This is a genomic window from Indolivaga alginatilytica, assembly GCF_003201355.1.
GTDB classification, from domain to species: Bacteria; Bacteroidota; Bacteroidia; order Bacteroidales; family Dysgonomonadaceae; genus Dysgonomonas_A; species Dysgonomonas_A alginatilytica.
The window spans coordinates 96733-116404 of sequence record NZ_QICL01000007.1; the positions used below are offsets into that span (position 1 = coordinate 96733).

Genomic DNA, 19672 nt, shown 5'->3' on the forward strand with positions numbered 1-19672 from the left:
CCCCTCTTAGTCTCCCCCAAGGGGAGAAACTCCCTCTTTTGGAGGGGTGGGGAGGCTGTGAGGCTTGTTATTACGCTTCCAATACCGCCATTACTTCGGCATACATTTGTTCGTTAGAGAATCCTTGTATATCAATAGATTTAGACCGACAGAAAGAAACGCAAGTACCACAACCCTGACATAATCCGGGATTTACCTGAGCAACCGTTTTGATAACTTCGCCTGCTCTGTTTTTAATTTCCTCGTGTACTATTGCCTGATACGGGCAAGCCGTTTCGCATAAGAAACAACCTACACAAGTAGACACTTCGTGTGAAGCAATACGATTCACTACGGCTACCACAGGTTCACGAGTCAACTCACTGTTCGAGAATAATCCGATTACTTTTGCTGCTGCTCCCGATGCCATTCCTACTGTTTCGGGAATGTCTTTCGGAGCTTGACAAGCACCGCATAAGAATATTCCTGCTGTGTTGGTTTCTACAGGTTTTAATTTAGGGTGAGCTTCTGCAAAGAACTTATACGGATCATAGGAGATATGCATTTTTTGAGCCAATTCTTCTGCTCCGTGACTAGCTACTCCCGCACTCGCAAGTACTACCATATCCGCTTCTATTTCGACAGGTTTACCGCCTAAAAGAGTATCTACCCCTTTGACTATCAGTTTGCCGTCTTTTTCATATACACGAGCCACACGACCACGTACATAGTTTACACCATCGTCTTCAATTGCTCTGCGAACAAATTCTTCGTAATTCTTACCTGCTGCCCTTATATCCATATAGAATACATAAGATTCACCATCATGTACTTTATGCTGATACAGCATGGCATGTTTAGCAGTGTACATGCAACATATCTTGGAACAATAAGGTAATCCTTTAGCCGGATCTCGTGACCCTGCACAGGCTATAAATACGATCTTCTTAGGTTCGGTTCCATCCGAAGGACGGCGGATTGCTCCCAAGGTAGGACCTGAGGCAGATGCGAGACGCTCGAATTGTAATCCTGTAATTACGTCCTTGTATTTACCGTAACCATATTCGGGGAAGAAATCGGGTTTCAACACATTGAACCCTGTAGCTGTAACGACAGCACCAATATCTTCAGTTATAAATTCATCGGGTCTGTCGAAATCGATTGCCCCTGTAGGACATACTTTCTGGCAAACTTTACATTTTCCTTTTGTATAATAGGTACAGTTTGTTTTATCAATCACCGGTTTATTGGGTACAGCCTGAGGAAAGGGCGTATAAATAGCCGTCCGTAGGCCGAGTCCTTCGTTAAACTCACTGGGTATTTTCTTTGTCGGGCATTTTGAGTAGCAAACTCCACAGCCTGTACAAAGCTTTGGATCAACACTTTTTGCTTTAAGTCGAATAGTTGCTTTGAAGTTACCGATGAAACCTTCCAGTTTTTCTAATTCAGCATAAGTATATAATGTAATATTGGGATGTTGAGCAACCTCTACCATTCGGGGGGTAAGAATACACTGCGAACAGTCGAGGGTAGGAAATGTTTCCGATAGCTGAGACATGTGCCCTCCAATGGAAGGGTCTTTTTCTACCAGAATAACCTGATGTCCTGCATTGGCAATATCCAAACTCGATTGAATACCTGCTATACCTCCACCTATAACAAGTGCTTTCTTGTGAATAGGTACTTTTATGGAGCTCAACGGTTTGTTGAGCTTTGTTTTTTCAACAAGCATTCTTACCAGATCAATAGCCTTTTCGGTAGTCTGATCTCCTTTTTCGTGTACCCAAGAACAATGCTCTCGCAAGTTGGTCATTTCGCACATGTAGGGGTTTAATCCTGCTTCGGAACAAGCTTTACGAAAGGTTGGTTCGTGCATACGAGGAGAACAAGCCGCAACCACAACTCCAGTGAGACCTTTTTCTTTAATAGCCTCTTTTATCATTGTTTGTCCGGGATCCGAACACATATATTTATAGTCGACACTGACTTCTACCCCTGTTATTTTAGAAGCTTCTTCGGCTACTTTCTCACAATCAACGGTGGCACTTATATTCTCTCCGCAGTGGCAAACAAATACTCCTATTTTTGACATAATTTATTCTGTTTAGGTCGTTTATGCAAACGTCGGTGCTACAAATAGTTTCTTAAGTCCAACTTCCTCTTTACTTAATCCAACGGCTAATCCTATAGCCTGAGTGATATACATAACAGGAGTTTGGATATTCATTTGGAGGTAACTATTGATTTGAGGACGGCGCATATCCAGATTAGATTGGCACATGGGGCATGCAACAATTATAGCTTCTGCTCCTCTGTCCGAAGCATCTTTTACAATCTTACCCGAAAGTTTGGCGACAATGTCTGTGCGTGAAACAGAGAATCCTGCACCACAGCATTCGGTTTTATACCCCCAATCCATAGAATTAGCACCTATTCTTTCCATCAATATATCCATTGATTGTGGATCTTCTAAGCGGTCGAATTTCAATATATTTTGAGGACGGACAAGCAGGCAACCATAATAGCATACTACTTTACGATCGAACGGTTTTACTACCTTTTCCTCTATTTTATCAGCAATATATTTGTCAATAAATTGCATCACATTCAGAATTTGTAGATTTCCTGAAAGAGGCATCTTTAAGATTTCGGAAACTTTATTTTTTAATTCTTTGTCTTGATTTAGTTCATGCTGGGTAACCGTCAGTCGGTTATAGCAGGCTGCACAAGGCACAACTATCTCGGTCATGCCGTCTTTTTCAGCCAGAGCAAGTACTCGGGCAGGTAATGCCATTGCCAACTCGTGATTTAGATTGTGTGCAGCGGTTGCCCCACAACAATTCCAGTCGGTAATCTCCTTTAGCTTGATATCGAAAGCCTTAGCGAGAGCCAATGTCGATTGGGCGTACTCTGAAGAAGTCCCTTTCAGAGAGCATCCCGGATAGAATCCTATTTCCATAGTTTATAGTTGATCGTGCCAGACTTCCGAAACACTGAAAGTCGGCGTGTTTTCTTCGTTAATCTTAGGTTTGCTTACTTTTTCGTCCTAGAGAAAATAGTAGCCATCTGTTTTTTGTCTTCGACCATTTCGGGTAGGATCGGAAGTTTTCCTTTCGAAAACATTTTAGGAGCTATGTTCATGTCTTGCAATAGATTCAAGGTGCGAGCTTTATAACCTGCAACCAAGCCTATTTCATATAAGCGTCCGGTAAATTTTACCGAGTCTATAAAAGCTTTGTGAAAAGAAACTATTTGACTTGATTTTTTATTTATGGATTTCTTCTCCAGAGATTTCTCCCTCATATAATCCATCAACTGAGGAATATCTATTTCCATAGGGCAACGTGTCAAGCAATTTTGACAAGAAACACAAAGCCATATAGTCTCCGATTGTAGTAAGCTATTGTAATTAGCAATGTCATTTGTTTGCAACATTCTCATAGCCAGACTAGGGGGATAGTCCATGTCATCAGCTAAAGCACAGCCTGCGGAGCATTTTCCACACTGATAACATTTGTTGACATTTACGCCTACTTTTGATCGTATTTCAGATATATAGCTTTCTTTTTCCATAGAATAGTACAATTTAAGTCTCTTTATAATATCTAAGCTTGTGTTATTTTATAATGTTTAAATATCACAAAATGGGTATTTTGATAATCGGACATTGCAAATTACGCAAAAATAAATTTAACTAAAACTTTTTATACTCTTTTTATTTTATGTTATAGGACATAATTTAAGCTCTAAAGTGATTGCTTCTAGTTTTGTATATTCTAAATATGTAGCTGTGTATTATATTATTAGATCGTGTTTTTTATTTAATAGATTGTTGATTTTAGGTTTAGGAAATTAGCATCAAATTGTTTACACGGTCTTTCGTCTTAGTTTAAATCCTTTTTCGGCTACATATACGCCACAAAGGATAAAAATAGAACCGAGAAGAGCAATGGTCGTGATTTGCTCGTTTATAACAATGGCGGAAGTCAATAAAGTGACTAATGGCACAAAATAAATATAGTTTGAAGTTTGTATAACGCCAAGTTCTTTGACGGCACTATTCCACATAATATAGCATAATAATGAGGCAACTACTCCAAGGAAAAGTAAATTGGCTATAATTATCGGGTCAGTCAATAGATTTGTATGGAATACATTTGTACTGAATAGTATAAATGGAAATAAAGTAACAATGCCATAGAAAAAGACTTTCCGAGTAATAAATAGTGTCGAGTAGTGTCCATTCAAGCGTTTGAGTATTATCCCATAGAAAGCCCATGACAAGGCTGCTAAAATAGTGAGAATATCTCCTAATGGATTGATCTGTAAAATAAAGCTACCGTTGAAAACAACAAGAGCAACACCCAATAAAGCTATTATTGAGCCGAAAATTAGGTGTGATTTTATATGTTCTTTTTTGTAAATGAAATGTGATAGAAATGCCGTGAAGATGGGAGCAGTACAAATAATTAGAGACACATTAGATGCAAGGGTAATCTTTAAAGCTGTGTTTTCGAGAACGAAATACAACGAGCCGGCACATAATCCTGTACCAACAAACAAAAGTTCGTCTTTTATGCTTTTTGCAAATAGCTTGCGTGGACAGACAAACCAAATACAAACGTATGCCAAGAGGAAACGATAGGATAGAATCTCAATAGGAGAAAGTCCATACCCAATAAGTACTTTAGTGGATACAAAAGTAGTACCCCATATAGCTACCGTTAAAATTGTTATTATATGATACCAATATGCTTTGGATTTTTGCATGATGAGTCTTGTGTATTTCTATATGCAAAAATACGATGTATTATTGTAATGTTGATATCTCCCAAGTCCTTTTATTAATATAAAATATCTTATTTGTAAATAATTTATATAATGGGTATTGATGTATTCCAATTCGTTTTGTAGTTTTTTTTCCTATAATAAAAGATGAGGATGGATCCTTGTCAAACTAATTTTTGCATAGTATATCAATTTTATTTATAAGAAATAGTTTATTACTAAATATTAGTATATTTACGGAAATATAAAATAAATACTATGAAACACTTGAAAACTATGCTTGCACTGTGGTGTGTACTATTTTCCTCATTATTGGCGTATCCAGCATCGGATAGTATTAAATGGGATGCATTTGAAGTTGCTCAGAAGGCTTTGGGGGATAATCTTAATTACCTCGGAGCAATTAAAAAATTGAAAGTGATTGAGGGAGAATGCTCCGGCTCTGGAGCAGAAAAAGATATGTACTTGCAGGCAGCAATGACTTATAATGCATTTGTTATTAATAATTCTAATTCAGACAGTTTATGTCAAAAGAAATTTTCGGCATTTACAATAAAAGAACCTTTCTTTAATTTCATCTCCGAAGGCAATGATGCTATTGACGAAATTGCCAAAAGAAGTAAAGACCATCAGGTTATAATGATTAACGAAATCCATTGGTTTTCAAGGGAGCGCTATTTTACAAACTACCTATTGAATTCTTTTTATAATAATGGATTTCGCTATTTGGCAATGGAGGCTATCGGCGAAGATGGTGACTCTTTAACGATGAGGGGATACCCTATAGCGTCCACTGGTATTTACACGGTGGATCCGCGAATGGCTAATACAATAAGAGATGCTATAGAAATGGGGTTTACTTTGGTTAATTATGATTATTATGGTAAAGAAAGGGAATACAAGCAAGCTGAGAATATATACAATAAAACTCTTAAACTAGATACAGAGGCAAAAGTTCTGGTGCATGCAGGAGGAGATCATACCAATAAATGTTCAGGTAGTAAAAAAATGGGGTATTTCTTTCAGGAAATTTCAGGTGTTGAACCTTTTGTTATTAAACAGATTAAACAGGTGCAGTTATCAAAGAGCGACTATAAGGGTATTGCAATTGAGGAGTCAGCAAATGTGTGTGTATATGATATAGGTGTGATAAATGGATTTGATGAAACAGATTTTTTATATAAGCCACACCAATCTCAGAAGTCTATAAAAATAGAAAAACTTATCGCTTCATTCCCGAAAGTAGATATTATACAAGAATCTGTTTTTCTGTCTGTATATATAGAAGAAGAATTTTTAGCAGAAGGTCTAAAAGCCATCCCTGTAGTTAGCTATTTAGTTGATAATAAATTTCTGAATTCGTCGATTAAGCTGCCTCAAGGAGAATATATAGTTACTATAAGGAATGATGAGGGAGAAGTAATTCGTCAAAATAAAATAGATGTGACGGTAGACCCGATTTGACATAACTTTCTTCTCTGGAATTTACACAGATAAAAGAAGACGAAAATTTATCCGCCTTCTTTTATATAAGGAATGTAGTCCTATAACCGATCAGTCAGGTGATGTATTAATGAAAATAAGATAGCTTAATCATTTTCATCGTCATCATATAAATTATTAAGCTCAAAAGATAAACTATCGAATTCTTTTATCCATATTTCGCGTATTTCCTTTGGAGTAGCGGCTGGTGGATTATCAATTTTATCTTGTAGTATCTCAATTTCTTTTTCAAGTTCATTACGCCTATTAGTCATTTTCTCTAGATATTTAAGTTCGTAATATAGATTTAGTATAATGAAATACAGAGTTATAAAGAGTAAAATTTTATCCTCTGCTTTCCATACTTTCTTCGTCCGGATTTATTTTGTTAGTAGCTGCCTTAACCTCTTTCTTGGTAGCAGGTTCAGGAACTTCTCCCGAATTATGAACTATTCTGGCAGTTTCATAAGACTTAAATTCTTTCAGTTTAGTTGGCTTGTTGATTATCTTCATAATAGTCAGGTTTTTTATATAAACGTATAAGCAAACGATAAAGTTTTAAGAAGATATTATTAATCTTTATTGCATAACTAAAAAAAGAGGACGAATAATTTATTCGTCCTCTTTCAATATTATAATGTATGAGTTGATTAAGACTCTACACTGTCAAAGTCTACAACAGTTTTTCTGTTAGCCATTACTCTGTCAAAATCTTCTTTAGTGCCTACAACAAGCTTATCAAAATCTCGTTGACCAGTACCTGCAGGAATCAAGTGACCACAGATAACGTTTTCTTTCAGACCTTCCAATCTATCAACCTTACCATGGATAGCAGCATCGTTAAGAACCTTAGTAGTTTCCTGGAACGAAGCAGCCGACATGAAGCTGGTTGTTTGAAGAGCTGCACGTGTAATACCTTGAAGTATTTGGTTGGCAGTTGCCGGAATAGCGTCACGAACCTCTACGATACGAAGGTCACGACGTTTCAACATCGAGTTCTCGTCTCTAAGTTTGCGTGCAGTAACAATCTGTCCGGGTTCGAATGTAGAAGAGTCTCCTGCATCTACAACGACTTTTTTACCCCAGATACGATCGTTTTCTTCCATTACAACATGCTTGTCAATAACTTGTTGTTCAAGGAAACGAGTGTCTCCCGGATCAACCACTTCTACCTTACGCATCATCTGACGTACGATAACTTCGAAGTGTTTATCATTGATTTTCACACCTTGCAGACGATATACATCCTGTACTTCGTTTACGATATATTCTTGTACTGCGGTTGGTCCCATAATAGCAAGAATATCCGAAGGAGTGGTAGCACCATCCGATAGAGGCATACCTGCACGGATGAAGTCATTCTCCTGTACCAGAATTTGTTTAGAAAGAGGTACCAGATATTTCTTTATCTCACCTGTTTTAGATGTGATAATTACTTCTCTGTTACCACGTTTGATCTTACCAAACGAAGCCTCTCCATCAATTTCAGATACAACAGCAGGGTTAGAAGGGTTACGTGCTTCGAATAACTCGGTAACACGAGGAAGACCCCCCGTAATATCACCGGCTTTACCTACTGCACGAGGTATCTTAACAAGTACATCTCCGGCTTTCATTGTATCGCCATCTTCTTTGATAACGTGAGCGCCAAGAGGTAAACTGTATGTTTTGATTATGTTGCCTTTCTCATCCAGAATATGTGCTTCAGGAGCTTTAGTTTTATCACGCGATTCGATAATGATCTTTTCTTTCAAACCGGTTTGTTCATCCGATTCTACTTTGTAAGTTACATTTTCTATAACGTTTTCAAACTTGATCTTACCTGTTGCCTCTGATACGATAACAGCATTAAATGGATCCCATTCGCAAATTACATCACCCTTCTTAACCGATGCGCCTTCTTTGAAATAAAGTTTAGCACCATAAGGAATATTGTGAGTAAGTAATACGATTTTAGTATTAGGATCTACAACACGTATTTCTACAAGACGGCTTACTACGATTTGTACTTTTTTGCCTGCCTCGTCGATAGTTTCAACAACACGCAAGTCATCAATTTCCAAAATACCATCGTATTTTGTCATGATGCTGTTTTCAGTAGCAATATTCGAAGCAATACCCCCTACGTGGAACGTACGAAGTGTAAGCTGTGTACCCGGTTCACCGATTGACTGAGCAGCGATAACTCCAACGGCTTCTCCTTTTTGAACCATACGACCGGTGGCAAGGTTACGACCGTAACACTTAGCACATACGCCTTTTTTAGATTCACAAGTCAATACCGAACGAATTTCAACACGCTCGATTGGTGAGTTTTGAATAATTGTAGCAGCTTCTTCTCTGATTTGTTCGCCAGACTCTACAAGGATTTCTCCTGTTAGAGGATGTTGAATATCATGAACAGAAACACGACCCAATATACGTTCGTATAATGAAGCTACAACTTCTTCGTTGTTTTTAAGTTCTGTACAAACAAGTCCGCGAAGTGTACCACAGTCTTCTTCATTGATAATCACATCTTGTGATACGTCAACCAGACGACGAGTAAGGTATCCTGCATCGGCTGTTTTCAATGCTGTATCGGCAAGACCTTTACGAGCACCGTGGGTAGAGATAAAGTACTCTAACACCGACAGACCTTCTTTAAAGTTAGAAAGGATAGGATTCTCAATAATTTGAGCACCTTCCGCTCCACTTTTCTGAGGTTTTGCCATCAATCCACGCATACCTGACAACTGACGAATCTGCTCTTTAGAACCACGGGCTCCGGAGTCAAGCATCATATATACAGAGTTGAAACCTTGGTTATCTTCTGAAAGTTGTTTCATCAAAATGTTCGACAACTTAGAGTTGATGTGTGTCCAGGTATCAATAATCTGGTTGTAACGTTCGTTATAGGTGATGAATCCCATATTGTAGTTTCCTAGAATCTGTTCAACTTCATCATATCCTTGTTTAACAAGCGTTTCTTTTTCTGCGGGGATAATTACATCCTCAAGGTTGAACGACAATCCTCCACGGAACGCCATTGTATATCCAAGATCTTTAATATCGTCAAGGAACTGAGCCGTTTTAGCAACTCCAGCCAATTTGATGATATTACCGATAATATCTCTAAGAGATTTTTTAGATAAGATTTCGTTGATAAATCCTACTTCGATCGGAGTGTTTTGGTTTACAAGTACACGTCCTACCGTAGTTTCGCGCATAATTGTAGCTACTTGTCCATTCTCGTCAAGGTCTCTTACATACACTTTGATAAGGGCATGTATATCAACTTTCTTCTCATTGTAAGCAATGATAGCTTCTTCCGGTCCGTAAAAAGTAAGACCTTCACCTTGTGCTCCCGGACGTATTTTTGTAATATAATACAGTCCTAATACCATATCCTGAGAAGGTACTGTAATAGGAGCACCGTTAGCAGGGTTCAAGATATTGTGAGAGGCAAGCATCAACATTTGGGCTTCCAATATAGCGTCATTACCAAGAGGTAAGTGAACAGCCATCTGGTCACCGTCAAAGTCGGCATTGAAGGCAGTACATGAAAGTGGGTGCAACTGAATTGCTTTACCCTCGATCATTTTAGGTTGGAATGCTTGGATACCCAAACGGTGCAGGGTAGGGGCACGGTTGAGCAATACTGGGTGACCTTTCATCACATGCTCAAGAATATCCCATACTACAGGCTCTTTGCGATCAACGATTTTCTTCGCAGATTTTACCGTTTTCACGATACCACGTTCAATCAATTTACGAATCACAAATGGTTTGAATAGTTCAGCAGCCATATCTTTAGGAAGACCACATTCGTGCATCTTCAATTCAGGACCAACGACGATTACCGAACGAGCTGAATAGTCAACACGTTTACCTAAAAGGTTTTGACGGAAACGTCCTTGTTTACCTTTCAAACTATCGGAAAGTGACTTAAGAGGACGGTTTGATTCTGTTTTGATTGCACTCGATTTACGAGAGTTATCGAACAATGAATCTACTGCCTCTTGAAGCATACGTTTTTCGTTACGTAAGATTACATCCGGAGCTTTAATGTCGATCAATCGTTTCAAACGGTTGTTACGGATGATAACACGACGATACAAGTCATTCAAGTCAGATGTTGCAAAACGACCTCCATCCAAAGGAACCAAAGGACGAAGTTCGGGTGGTATTACAGGAACAATCTTAACGATCATCCATTCGGGACGGTTTTTCGCCTTCGAACCACGGAAAGCTTCCACAACCTGAAGTTGTTTCAAAGCTTCGTTTTTACGTTGTTGAGAAGTATCTGTATTAGCTCTGTGACGAAGTGTATTAGCCAATGAATCGAGATTCAAACGAGCTAACAGGTCGTAAACAGCTTCGGCTCCCATTTTGGCAATAAACTTATTGGGGTCCATATCATCCAATAGTTGATTGTCTTTGGGAAGTGTATCTAAATGGTTCAGATATTCTTCTTCTGTCAGTAAATCTTTGTAGGCAACGCCTTCTTCTTCCTTGATACCGGCTTGTATTACAACATAACGTTCGTAATAAATGATCATATCAAGTTTCTTGGTTGGTATACCAAGAAGATAACCCATTTTATTAGGCAAAGAACGGAAATACCAGATGTGAGCAACAGGCACTACCAAATGGATGTGACCTGTACGTTCGCGTCTTACTTTTTTCTCAGTAACCTCTACACCACAACGGTCGCAGACGATACCTTTATATCGGATACGCTTGTATTTACCGCAATGACATTCGTAGTCTTTTACCGGACCAAAAATACGTTCGCAGAACAAGCCGTCACGTTCGGGTTTGTATGTACGATAGTTTATAGTTTCGGGTTTCAAGACTTCACCGCTCGAACTTTCGAGAATTTCTTCAGGAGAGGCAAGACTGACAGTGATTTTTGAAAAGCTACTCTTTACTTTACTATCTTTTCTAAAAGCCATATATCAAATTATATAAAGAGTTAATTTATTTTTTCAATTGAGCAATAAATCAATGTGCCGATGTGCCAATTTCCAATCAATTATGTCATTGGCACATTTGCATATTAATTTATTGATTCATTAATCTTTAATCAAGAGTTACGCTCAAACCAAGACCTCTCATTTCGTGTAATAATACATTCAATGATTCAGGTATACCCGGTTGTGGCATTGGTTCGCCCTTAACAATAGCTTCATAAGCTTTAGAGCGTCCCATAACGTCATCCGATTTGATTGTAAGTATTTCTTGTAAGATGTGAGCAGCACCAAATGCTTCAAGTGCCCAAACCTCCATCTCTCCGAAACGTTGACCCCCGAATTGTGCTTTACCTCCAAGAGGTTGTTGCGTAATAAGCGAGTATGGTCCGATAGAACGGGCGTGCATCTTGTCTTCAACCATGTGACCAAGTTTCAGCATATAGATAATACCTACTGTTGCAGTTTGGTCGAAACGGTCTCCTGTACCACCATCGTGCAGATATGCTTTACCATAGCGAGGTACGCCGGCTTTGTCTGTCCATTCGTTAAGATCGTCAAGACTTGCACCGTCAAAGATAGGAGTTGCAAATTTCACACCTAATTCTTTTCCTGCCCAACCTAATACGGTTTCGAATATCTGTCCAAGGTTCATACGAGAAGGTACACCCAATGGATTCAATACAATATCAACAGCTGTTCCGTCTGCTAAGAATGGCATATCTTCCTGACGAACGATACGAGACACGATACCTTTATTACCGTGACGTCCTGCCATCTTATCACCTACTTGTACTTTACGTTTTTTAGCTACGTATACTTTTGCGATTTGTACAATACCCGATGGAAGTTCATCACCGATTGTAAGATCGAAACGTTTACGTTTCAGTTCAGCGTCAAGTTCTTTATACTTACGTAGATAATTTACAATTACGCTCTTTATAAGCTCGTTTTTATTATCATCAGTAGTCCAGTTACTTACTTGAATCGATTCGAAGTCGATGCTGTCAAGTGCCGATTTTGTGAATTTAGCACCCTTAGCAATAACATCCGTATTCAAATAATCCTTTACTCCTTGAGATGCTTTTCCTTCGGTAAGAACCAATAGCTTGTCAACTAAAATAGTTTTTTGTTTAGCCATTTTTTCTTCGTACTCTTCGTCTAATTTTGGAAGCAACGCTTTACTAGAAAGTTTTGTTTTTCCTTTTTTAGCCGCTTTAGAGAACAAATTGGTTCCAATAACAACACCTTTCAATGATGGAGAAGCTTTCAAAGAAGCATCTTTCACATCGCCGGCTTTGTCACCGAATATTGCACGAAGTAATTTTTCCTCAGGTGAAGGATCAGACTCTCCTTTAGGAGTAATCTTACCAATAAGAATGTCGCCGGGACCTACACGAGCTCCTATACGAACGATTCCTCTTTCATCCAAGTCTTTAGTTGCTTCTTCGCTAACGTTAGGAATATCAGAAGTTAATTCTTCAACACCACGTTTAGTATCACGTACATCCAAAGAAAACTCTTCTACGTGAACAGATGTAAATACGTCTTCACGAACGATACGCTCATTCAATACGATAGCATCCTCAAAGTTATAACCTTTCCAAGGCATGAAAGCAACCTTAAGGTTCTTTCCTATTGCAAGTTCACCATCTTCAGTAGAATAACCTTCGGTAAGAATATCACCTGCTACTACGCGTTGTCCCTTTTGACATGTTGGTCTAAGGTCAATAGTTGTATTCTGGTTAGTCTTTCTGAATTTAGGTACTATATATGTCTTTACAGCACTGTCGAAGCTTATAAATTCTTCGTCATCCGTGCGGTCATATTTAATTTTGATAGTACTCGCATCTACATACACAATTTCACCGGGGCCTTCCGCCACGATTTGTGTACGAGAATCTTTAATAAGCAAACCTTCTATACCTGTACCCACGATAGGAGCTTCGGTACGAAGTAAAGGAACTGCCTGACGCATCATATTAGATCCCATCAGTGCACGGTTGGCATCATCATGCTCCAAGAAAGGAATCAAAGATGCTGCAATAGATGCAATCTGAGTAGGAGATACGTCCATCAATTCGATTTCCTCAGGACCTACTACCGGATAGTCGGCATCCTGACGTGCTTTTACACGAGTGTTGATGAAACTACCGTTATCATCTAAAGGAGCATTTCCTTGAGCGATAATTTTCTCTTCTTCCTCTTCTGCTGCAAGGTATATAATACCGTCTTCAGAAAGATCTACTTTGTTATTAGTAACCTTACGATAAGGAGTCTCGATGAATCCAAGCTCGTTGATTTTTGCATATACACAAAGAGAAGAGATAAGACCGATATTCGGTCCCTCAGGAGTTTCAATAGGACACAAACGACCGTAGTGAGTAAAGTGAACGTCACGCACCTCGAAACCTGCTCTTTCACGAGAAAGACCACCGGGCCCAAGTGCCGACATACGACGTTTGTGAGTAATCTCAGCTAGTGGATTGGTTTGATCCATGAACTGAGACAATGCATTTGTTCCGAAGAATGTATTCACAACAGATGAAATTGTTTTCGCATTGATCAGATCAATAGGAGTAAACACCTCATTGTCGCGGACATTCATTCTTTCACGAATGATACGAGCCATACGGTTAAGACCAACTCCAAACTGGTTGTAAAGTTGTTCTCCTACAGTACGTACACGTCTGTTACTTAAGTGGTCAATATCATCTACAATTGCTTTAGAGTTGATAAGCTCAATTAAGTATTTTATAATTTCAATTATATCTTCTTTAGTCAAAACACGAACGTCTACGCTCGTATTCAAACCAAGTTTTTTGTTTATTCTATATCGACCTACTTCTCCTAAATCGTAACGTTTCTCAGAGAAGAATAAACTGTTGATAACTTCGCGTGCACTGGTATCATCAGCAGGCTCAGCACTACGCAATTGTCGGTAGATATGACGAACTGCATCGATTTCTGAGTTACTAGGGTCTTTTTGTAAAGTGTTATAGATTATTGTATAATCCGAAGCATTCTGATTGCTCTTATGCAATAGTATCGAGCCTACACCAGAGTCAAGAATAGCATCCATATGGTCTTTCTCAACGATGGTTTCACGCTCGATGATAACTTCGTTTCGTTCAATAGAAGTAACCTCACCAGTATCTTCATCTACAAAATCTTCCATCCATGTCTTAAGGATACGAGCAGCAAGCCTGCGTCCCTCTATCTTTTTTAGATTTTGCTTATTAACTTTAACTTCCTCGGCAAGGTCAAATATTTCGAGAATATCTTTATCACTTTCAAAACCGATAGCTCTAAGCAGAGTAGTTACCGGTAATTTCTTTTTTCTGTCGATATATGCATACATGACACTGTTGATGTCTGTAGCAAATTCTATCCAAGAACCCTTGAATGGAATGATACGTGCAGAATACAGTTTACTACCATTGGCATGTACACTTTGTCCGAAGAATACACCCGGCGAACGGTGAAGTTGCGATACAACTACACGCTCAGCTCCATTGATGACAAAAGTACCTTTCTCTGTCATGTATGGAATTAGTCCAAGGTATACGTCTTGAATTACTGTATCGAAATCCTCATGATCGGGGTCTGTACAGTAAAGTTTTAGCTTTGCTTTAAGAGGAACACTATACGTTAAACCTCTCTCGACACACTCATCGATAGTGTAGCGGGGAGGGTCAATATAGTAGTCCAAAAATTCTAGTACAAAGTTGTTGCGAGTATCAGCAATTGGAAAATTCTCAGCAAAAACTTTATATAAGCCTTCTTTCTTTCTTTTTTCAGGAGGTGTATCAAGCTGTAAAAAGTCTCTAAACGACTTTAATTGTACTTCAAGAAAATCAGGGTACTGAAGAGGATTTTTTATTGAAGCAAAGTTGATTCTTTGATTTGTTGTAGTTGAAGACATGGAATACTCTTTTTTTTGAACTAATTACTTTTGACGCAAAAAGGTCAAGAACCTCCTTTCACAGAAGGTTCTCAACCAACATCCTGATTAACAGGATTTTCTTGTTTTATTTAAGTTCAACTTCAGCTCCCGCTTCTTCCAGTTGTTTTTTCAATGCATCAGCTTCGTCTTTGCTAACACCTTTTTTCAATTCTGAAGGAGCAGCATCTACTAGATCCTTAGCTTCTTTTAAACCTAAACCTGTTAGTTCTTTAACAGCTTTTACTATAGCTAGTTTGTTTGCACCAGCAGATTTCAAAACAACATCAAATGCTGTTTTTTCTTCTACAGCTTCTGCTGCAGCAGCAGGAGCAGCAACGGCAACAGCTGCAGCAGCTGGTTCGATACCGTATTCTGTTTTAAGAGTTTCAGCCAATTCGCTAACTTCTTTAACTGTCAAATTTACTAGTTGTTCAGCAATAGCTTTTACGTCTGCCATTTTTGTATGTATTAAAATTGTTATTACTTCTTTTGTTTAATTTATCTTTTCGATAGAGTCTCAAGTACTCCGTGGATGGTGTTACCACCCGATTGAAGAGCAGATACAACGTTCTTGATTGGTGATTGTAACAATCCGATAACTTCGCCAATAAGTTCTTCCTTGCTCTTAACATTTACTAATGCCTTAAGATTTTCAGCTCCAATATAGAAGCTTTCTTGCACGTATGCAGCCTTAAGACTAGGTATACCTTCTTTGCTATATTTATCAATTAATTTAGCAGGAGCATTTGCAACGTTAGAAAGCATGATAGCTGTATTACCTTTCAGGACAGGAGTCAATTCAGAATAATCAGTATCTAATGAATCTAGTGCTTTTTGCAACAAGGTATTTTTAACTACCATGAGTTTGATATCACTTTTGTAGCATTCAGCTCTTAAAGCGCTGGTTTTAGCTGCATTCAGTGTAGAGATATCAGTCAGATAAAAGTAATCGTATCCTTTTATCGTAGCTGCAATGGTATCTATAATGGTGCTTTTGTCTTCCTTTCTCATAATTCCGTAGTTTTAATTAGTTTTCGTCTACTGATTTAGGGTCGATTTTAATACCCGGACTCATAGTGCTAGAAAGAAATACACTCTTCACATAAGTACCTTTTGCCGAAGTCGGTTTCAATTTGATAAGCGTATTGATAAACTCTTTCGCATTATCTCTGATTTGATCGGCGGTAAATGATACCTTACCTACAGATGCATGGATAATACCTGTTTTATCAACCTTAAAGTCAATCTTACCAGCTTTAACCTCAGTAACGGCTTTCGCTACGTCAACAGTTACAGTACCGCTTTTTGGATTCGGCATAAGACCACGAGGACCTAATACACGACCTAAAGCTCCGATTTTACCCATAATGGCAGGTTGAGTGATGATAACATCAATATCAGTCCAGCCACTTTTTATCTTTTCAATATATTCATCAAGACCAACGTGGTCTGCTCCGGCTTCTTTAGCAGCAGCTTCGGCGTCTGGCGAACATAATACAAGAACTCTAACTTGTTTTCCTGTTCCATGAGGAAGAGATACTACACCTCTTACCATCTGGTTAGCTTTACGTGGATCTACACCCAGACGTACATCTACGTCAACAGATGCATCAAATTTACTTGTAGTAATTTCTTTTACAAGTTCAGATGCTTCCTTAAGTGAATAAGATTTCCCTGCTTCAATTTTGCTAAAAGCTAACTTTTGATTTTTTGTAAGTTTACCCATTTCTCAATTGAAGTTTATTAATTAACATTAGGGAAAGCCCCTTTTACAGTGATCCCCATACTTCTAGCTGTTCCGGCAACCATTTTCATAGCCGATTCGATTGTGAAACAATTCAAATCAGTCATTTTATCTTCAGCTATAACTTGCACTTGTTCCCAAGTTATCTCAGAGATTTTTTTACGGTTAGGTTCAGCAGAACCACTTTTTTGCTTTGTAAGCTCAAGTAGTTGTATAGCTACAGGAGGATTTTTGATTATAAAATCAAAAGACTTATCAGCATAGTAAGTTATTACAACCGGTAATATCTTGCCTGCTTTGTCTTGAGTTCTGGCATTAAATTGCTTGCAGAAATCCATAATGTTAATCCCTTTAGAACCTAAAGCAGGTCCTACGGGAGGAGATGGATTTGCTGCACCGCCTTTAATTTGTAATTTTACTTGTCCAGCAATTTCTTTAGCCATTTTTGTTTTAAATTTTTTTGTTTTTGTTTAAAACTTAGTGGAAAATCAATAAAAAATGCGTAACCAAATTTATTGTTCTTTTTCGACTTGTAAGTAATTCAATTCGAGAGGAGTTTTCCGTCCGAATATTTTCACCATCACTTTAAGTTTCTTTTTCTCTGCGTTCACTTCTTCAATAATACCCGAGAAACCATTGAATGGTCCATTATTGACCTTCACTGTTTCTCCAACGATATACTGAACATCCATTTCTTCGGCTTGCTCGTCTAACTCGTCCATTGTTCCCAAAATGCGGTTTACCTCAGATTGGCTCAACGGTTGCGGATTAGTGGCATTGGGAAGAAAACCGGCAACATAATTTATGTTGCGAAGTTCATGCACAACTTCACCCACCAAAGCAGCCTCTATCAAAATATATCCGGGGAGATAAGCTCTTTCTTTAAGAACCTTTTTCCCGTTACGCATGATATAAGTCTTTTCGGTAGGTATAAGAACTTGAGAAATGTATTTTCCTAACTCGGTTTTCTTTATCTCCGCCTCAAGATACTCTTTGACCTTATTTTCTTTTCCGCTAACAGCACGCAGTACGTACCATTTCTTTTCGATTTCAGTCATTTTAATAAATTAAAGAGGATTATTATACAAGATTGTAAAAATACTTAAGCGCCCATTCGAAAACAGAGTCTATCCCAAATACTACTAGTGCCATAATAAAGGAAGCTATCATAACAACAACAGCACTGCTGGTGAGCTCTGCACGTGTAGGCCAAGAAACCTTGTGTACAAGTTCGTTATAGGAGTCTTTTACGTATTGAATTATTTTTTTCATTACCCATTAAGAGATTTGCACGGGTTGAGAGACTCGAACTCCCGACACCTGGTTTTGGAGACCAGTGCTCTACCAACTGAGCTAAACCCGTAAATAAAGCCGGCTATATGGTTATAGCCGACTTGGCTTTATTTTTTGATTAAATAATTAATCAACGATTTCTGTAATCTGACCAGCACCTACTGTACGACCACCTTCGCGGATTGCGAAACGTAGACCTACGTTACATGCTACCGGATAGATCAATTCTACATTGATTGTTAAGTTATCACCAGGCATTACCATGTCTGTTCCTTCTGGAAGAGTGATTTCACCTGTAACATCTAATGTACGGATGTAGAATTGAGGACGATATTTGTTGTGGAATGGAGTGTGACGTCCACCTTCTTCTTTTTTCAAGATATATACCTCAGCTTTGAATGTAGTGTGAGGAGTTACTTTTCCTGGGTGAGTGATAACCATACCACGTTTGATATCGTCTTTGTCAACACCACGAAGTAATAAACCTACGTTATCACCAGCTTGACCTTCGTCTAGGATCTTACGAAACATTTCAACACCAGTTACTACTGATTTTTTTCCTTCAGCTCCAAGTCCGATGATTTGAACTTCTTCACTTGTTCTGATAATACCTGTTTCGATACGACCTGTTGCAACTGTACCACGACCTGTGATCGAGAATACATCTTCTACTGGCATAAGGAATGGTTTGTCAACATCACGTGGAGGAAGCTCAATCCAAGTATCAACAGCTTTCATAAGCTCCATAACTTGGCTAACCCAAGGTTCAACACCGTTTAATGCTCCAAGAGCAGATCCACGGATAACTGGAGTATTGTCACCGTCGAAGTTGTAGAATGAAAGAAGTTCTCTCATTTCCATTTCAACTAGTTCCAACATTTCTTCGTCTTCAACGATATCGCATTTGTTCATGAATACAACTAGACGAGGTACGTTTACCTGACGTGCTAGAAGGATGTGCTCACGAGTTTGAGGCATAGGACCATCAGTTGCAGCAACTACAATGATAGCACCGTCCATTTGTGCAGCACCAGTAACCATGTTCTTTACGTAGTCAGCGTGACCTGGACAGTCAACGTGAGCGTAGTGACGGTTTTCTGTTTGATATTCTACGTGAGAAGTATTGATAGTTATACCACGTTCTTTTTCTTCAGGAGCGTTGTCAATTTGATCAAATGATCTAGCTTCAGAGAACCCCTTATCTGCTAATACTTTAGTGATAGCAGCAGTAAGAGTAGTTTTACCGTGGTCAACGTGACCGATTGTACCGATATTAACGTGTGGTTTCGACCGGTTAAAATGTTCTTTTGCCATAATAAAGTGTACTTATTATTAATTAATGATTGCTTTTTAAATTCTTTTCTATAAGTGATAATAAATCACTTTTTTATAACATTGCCTGCCGCAATCTCTAGAGCCTATGACGGGACTTGAACCCGTGACCTCTTCCTTACCAAGGAAGTGCTCTACCAACTGAGCTACATTGGC

At 38.6% G+C, this 19672-nt stretch carries 16 protein-coding genes and 2 tRNA genes; 1 reads left to right on the forward strand and 17 read right to left on the reverse strand.

Annotation, left to right across the window (positions count from 1 at the left end; translation table 11 throughout):
• Positions 1-70: 70 nt before the first annotated feature.
• The 4 genes from CLV62_RS07745 to CLV62_RS07760 all read right to left on the reverse strand — a co-directional run bounded on the left by CLV62_RS07745 (position 71) and on the right by CLV62_RS07760 (position 4749).
• On the reverse strand, positions 71-2071 hold the full coding sequence (locus tag CLV62_RS07745; protein WP_110310213.1) for a CoB--CoM heterodisulfide reductase iron-sulfur subunit A family protein: 2001 nt from the start codon (positions 2069-2071) through the stop codon (positions 71-73).
• Positions 2072-2092: 21 nt separating this feature from the next.
• A complete protein-coding gene (locus tag CLV62_RS07750; protein ID WP_110310214.1) occupies positions 2093-2938 on the reverse strand; it encodes a CoB--CoM heterodisulfide reductase iron-sulfur subunit B family protein in 846 nt (281 codons plus the stop codon).
• Positions 2939-3012: 74 nt separating this feature from the next.
• Complete coding sequence (locus CLV62_RS07755; RefSeq protein WP_110310215.1) at positions 3013-3552, reverse strand: 4Fe-4S dicluster domain-containing protein; 540 nt, start codon at positions 3550-3552, stop codon at positions 3013-3015.
• Between the two features lie 294 nt (positions 3553-3846).
• A complete protein-coding gene (locus CLV62_RS07760) occupies positions 3847-4749 on the reverse strand; it encodes a DMT family transporter (protein ID WP_110310216.1) in 903 nt (300 codons plus the stop codon).
• A 276-nt stretch (positions 4750-5025) separates the two neighbouring features.
• Here CLV62_RS07760 and CLV62_RS07765 point away from each other — a divergent pair, with 276 nt between their 5' ends.
• On the forward strand, positions 5026-6231 hold the full coding sequence (locus CLV62_RS07765) for a hypothetical protein (RefSeq protein WP_146212716.1): 1206 nt from the start codon (positions 5026-5028) through the stop codon (positions 6229-6231).
• Between the two features lie 125 nt (positions 6232-6356).
• Here the strand turns inward: CLV62_RS07765 and CLV62_RS21685 are convergent, their stop codons facing one another.
• From CLV62_RS21685 to CLV62_RS07820, 13 genes are all read right to left on the reverse strand, one after another.
• Complete coding sequence (locus CLV62_RS21685) at positions 6357-6524, reverse strand: hypothetical protein (protein ID WP_170120034.1); 168 nt, start codon at positions 6522-6524, stop codon at positions 6357-6359.
• A gap of 70 nt (positions 6525-6594) precedes the next feature.
• The gene (locus CLV62_RS21690; protein ID WP_170120035.1) at positions 6595-6762 is read right to left on the reverse strand and encodes a hypothetical protein; all 168 of its coding nucleotides are present in this window, start codon (positions 6760-6762) and stop codon (positions 6595-6597) included.
• 137 nt (positions 6763-6899) lie between these two features.
• The gene (gene rpoC, locus CLV62_RS07770; RefSeq protein WP_110310218.1) at positions 6900-11186 is read right to left on the reverse strand and encodes a DNA-directed RNA polymerase subunit beta'; all 4287 of its coding nucleotides are present in this window, start codon (positions 11184-11186) and stop codon (positions 6900-6902) included.
• 127 nt (positions 11187-11313) lie between these two features.
• Positions 11314-15126 (reverse strand): DNA-directed RNA polymerase subunit beta, encoded by a 3813-nt coding sequence (gene rpoB, locus CLV62_RS07775; RefSeq protein WP_110310219.1) that lies wholly within the window; start codon positions 15124-15126, stop codon positions 11314-11316.
• Positions 15127-15232: 106 nt separating this feature from the next.
• Complete coding sequence (gene rplL, locus CLV62_RS07780) at positions 15233-15604, reverse strand: 50S ribosomal protein L7/L12 (protein WP_110310220.1); 372 nt, start codon at positions 15602-15604, stop codon at positions 15233-15235.
• Positions 15605-15645: 41 nt separating this feature from the next.
• Positions 15646-16158 carry a 50S ribosomal protein L10 gene (gene rplJ / locus CLV62_RS07785; RefSeq protein WP_110310221.1) on the reverse strand — a complete coding sequence of 171 codons (513 nt, stop codon included), beginning with the start codon at positions 16156-16158 and terminating at the stop codon, positions 15646-15648.
• Positions 16159-16174: 16 nt separating this feature from the next.
• Positions 16175-16873, reverse strand: a complete 699-nt coding sequence (gene rplA, locus CLV62_RS07790; RefSeq protein ID WP_110310222.1) for a 50S ribosomal protein L1 — start codon at positions 16871-16873, stop codon at positions 16175-16177.
• A gap of 17 nt (positions 16874-16890) precedes the next feature.
• Positions 16891-17334 carry a 50S ribosomal protein L11 gene (rplK, locus tag CLV62_RS07795; protein WP_110310223.1) on the reverse strand — a complete coding sequence of 148 codons (444 nt, stop codon included), beginning with the start codon at positions 17332-17334 and terminating at the stop codon, positions 16891-16893.
• Positions 17335-17403: 69 nt separating this feature from the next.
• On the reverse strand, positions 17404-17949 hold the full coding sequence (gene nusG / locus CLV62_RS07800; protein ID WP_050708324.1) for a transcription termination/antitermination protein NusG: 546 nt from the start codon (positions 17947-17949) through the stop codon (positions 17404-17406).
• A 22-nt stretch (positions 17950-17971) separates the two neighbouring features.
• The gene (secE, locus tag CLV62_RS07805) at positions 17972-18163 is read right to left on the reverse strand and encodes a preprotein translocase subunit SecE (RefSeq protein WP_110310224.1); all 192 of its coding nucleotides are present in this window, start codon (positions 18161-18163) and stop codon (positions 17972-17974) included.
• 18 nt (positions 18164-18181) lie between these two features.
• Positions 18182-18254 (reverse strand) — tRNA-Trp (locus CLV62_RS07810).
• Positions 18255-18310: 56 nt separating this feature from the next.
• Positions 18311-19498, reverse strand: coding sequence for an elongation factor Tu (gene tuf, locus CLV62_RS07815; protein ID WP_110310225.1), 1188 nt, complete (start codon positions 19496-19498; stop codon positions 18311-18313).
• Between the two features lie 101 nt (positions 19499-19599).
• Positions 19600-19672, reverse strand: a tRNA-Thr gene (locus tag CLV62_RS07820).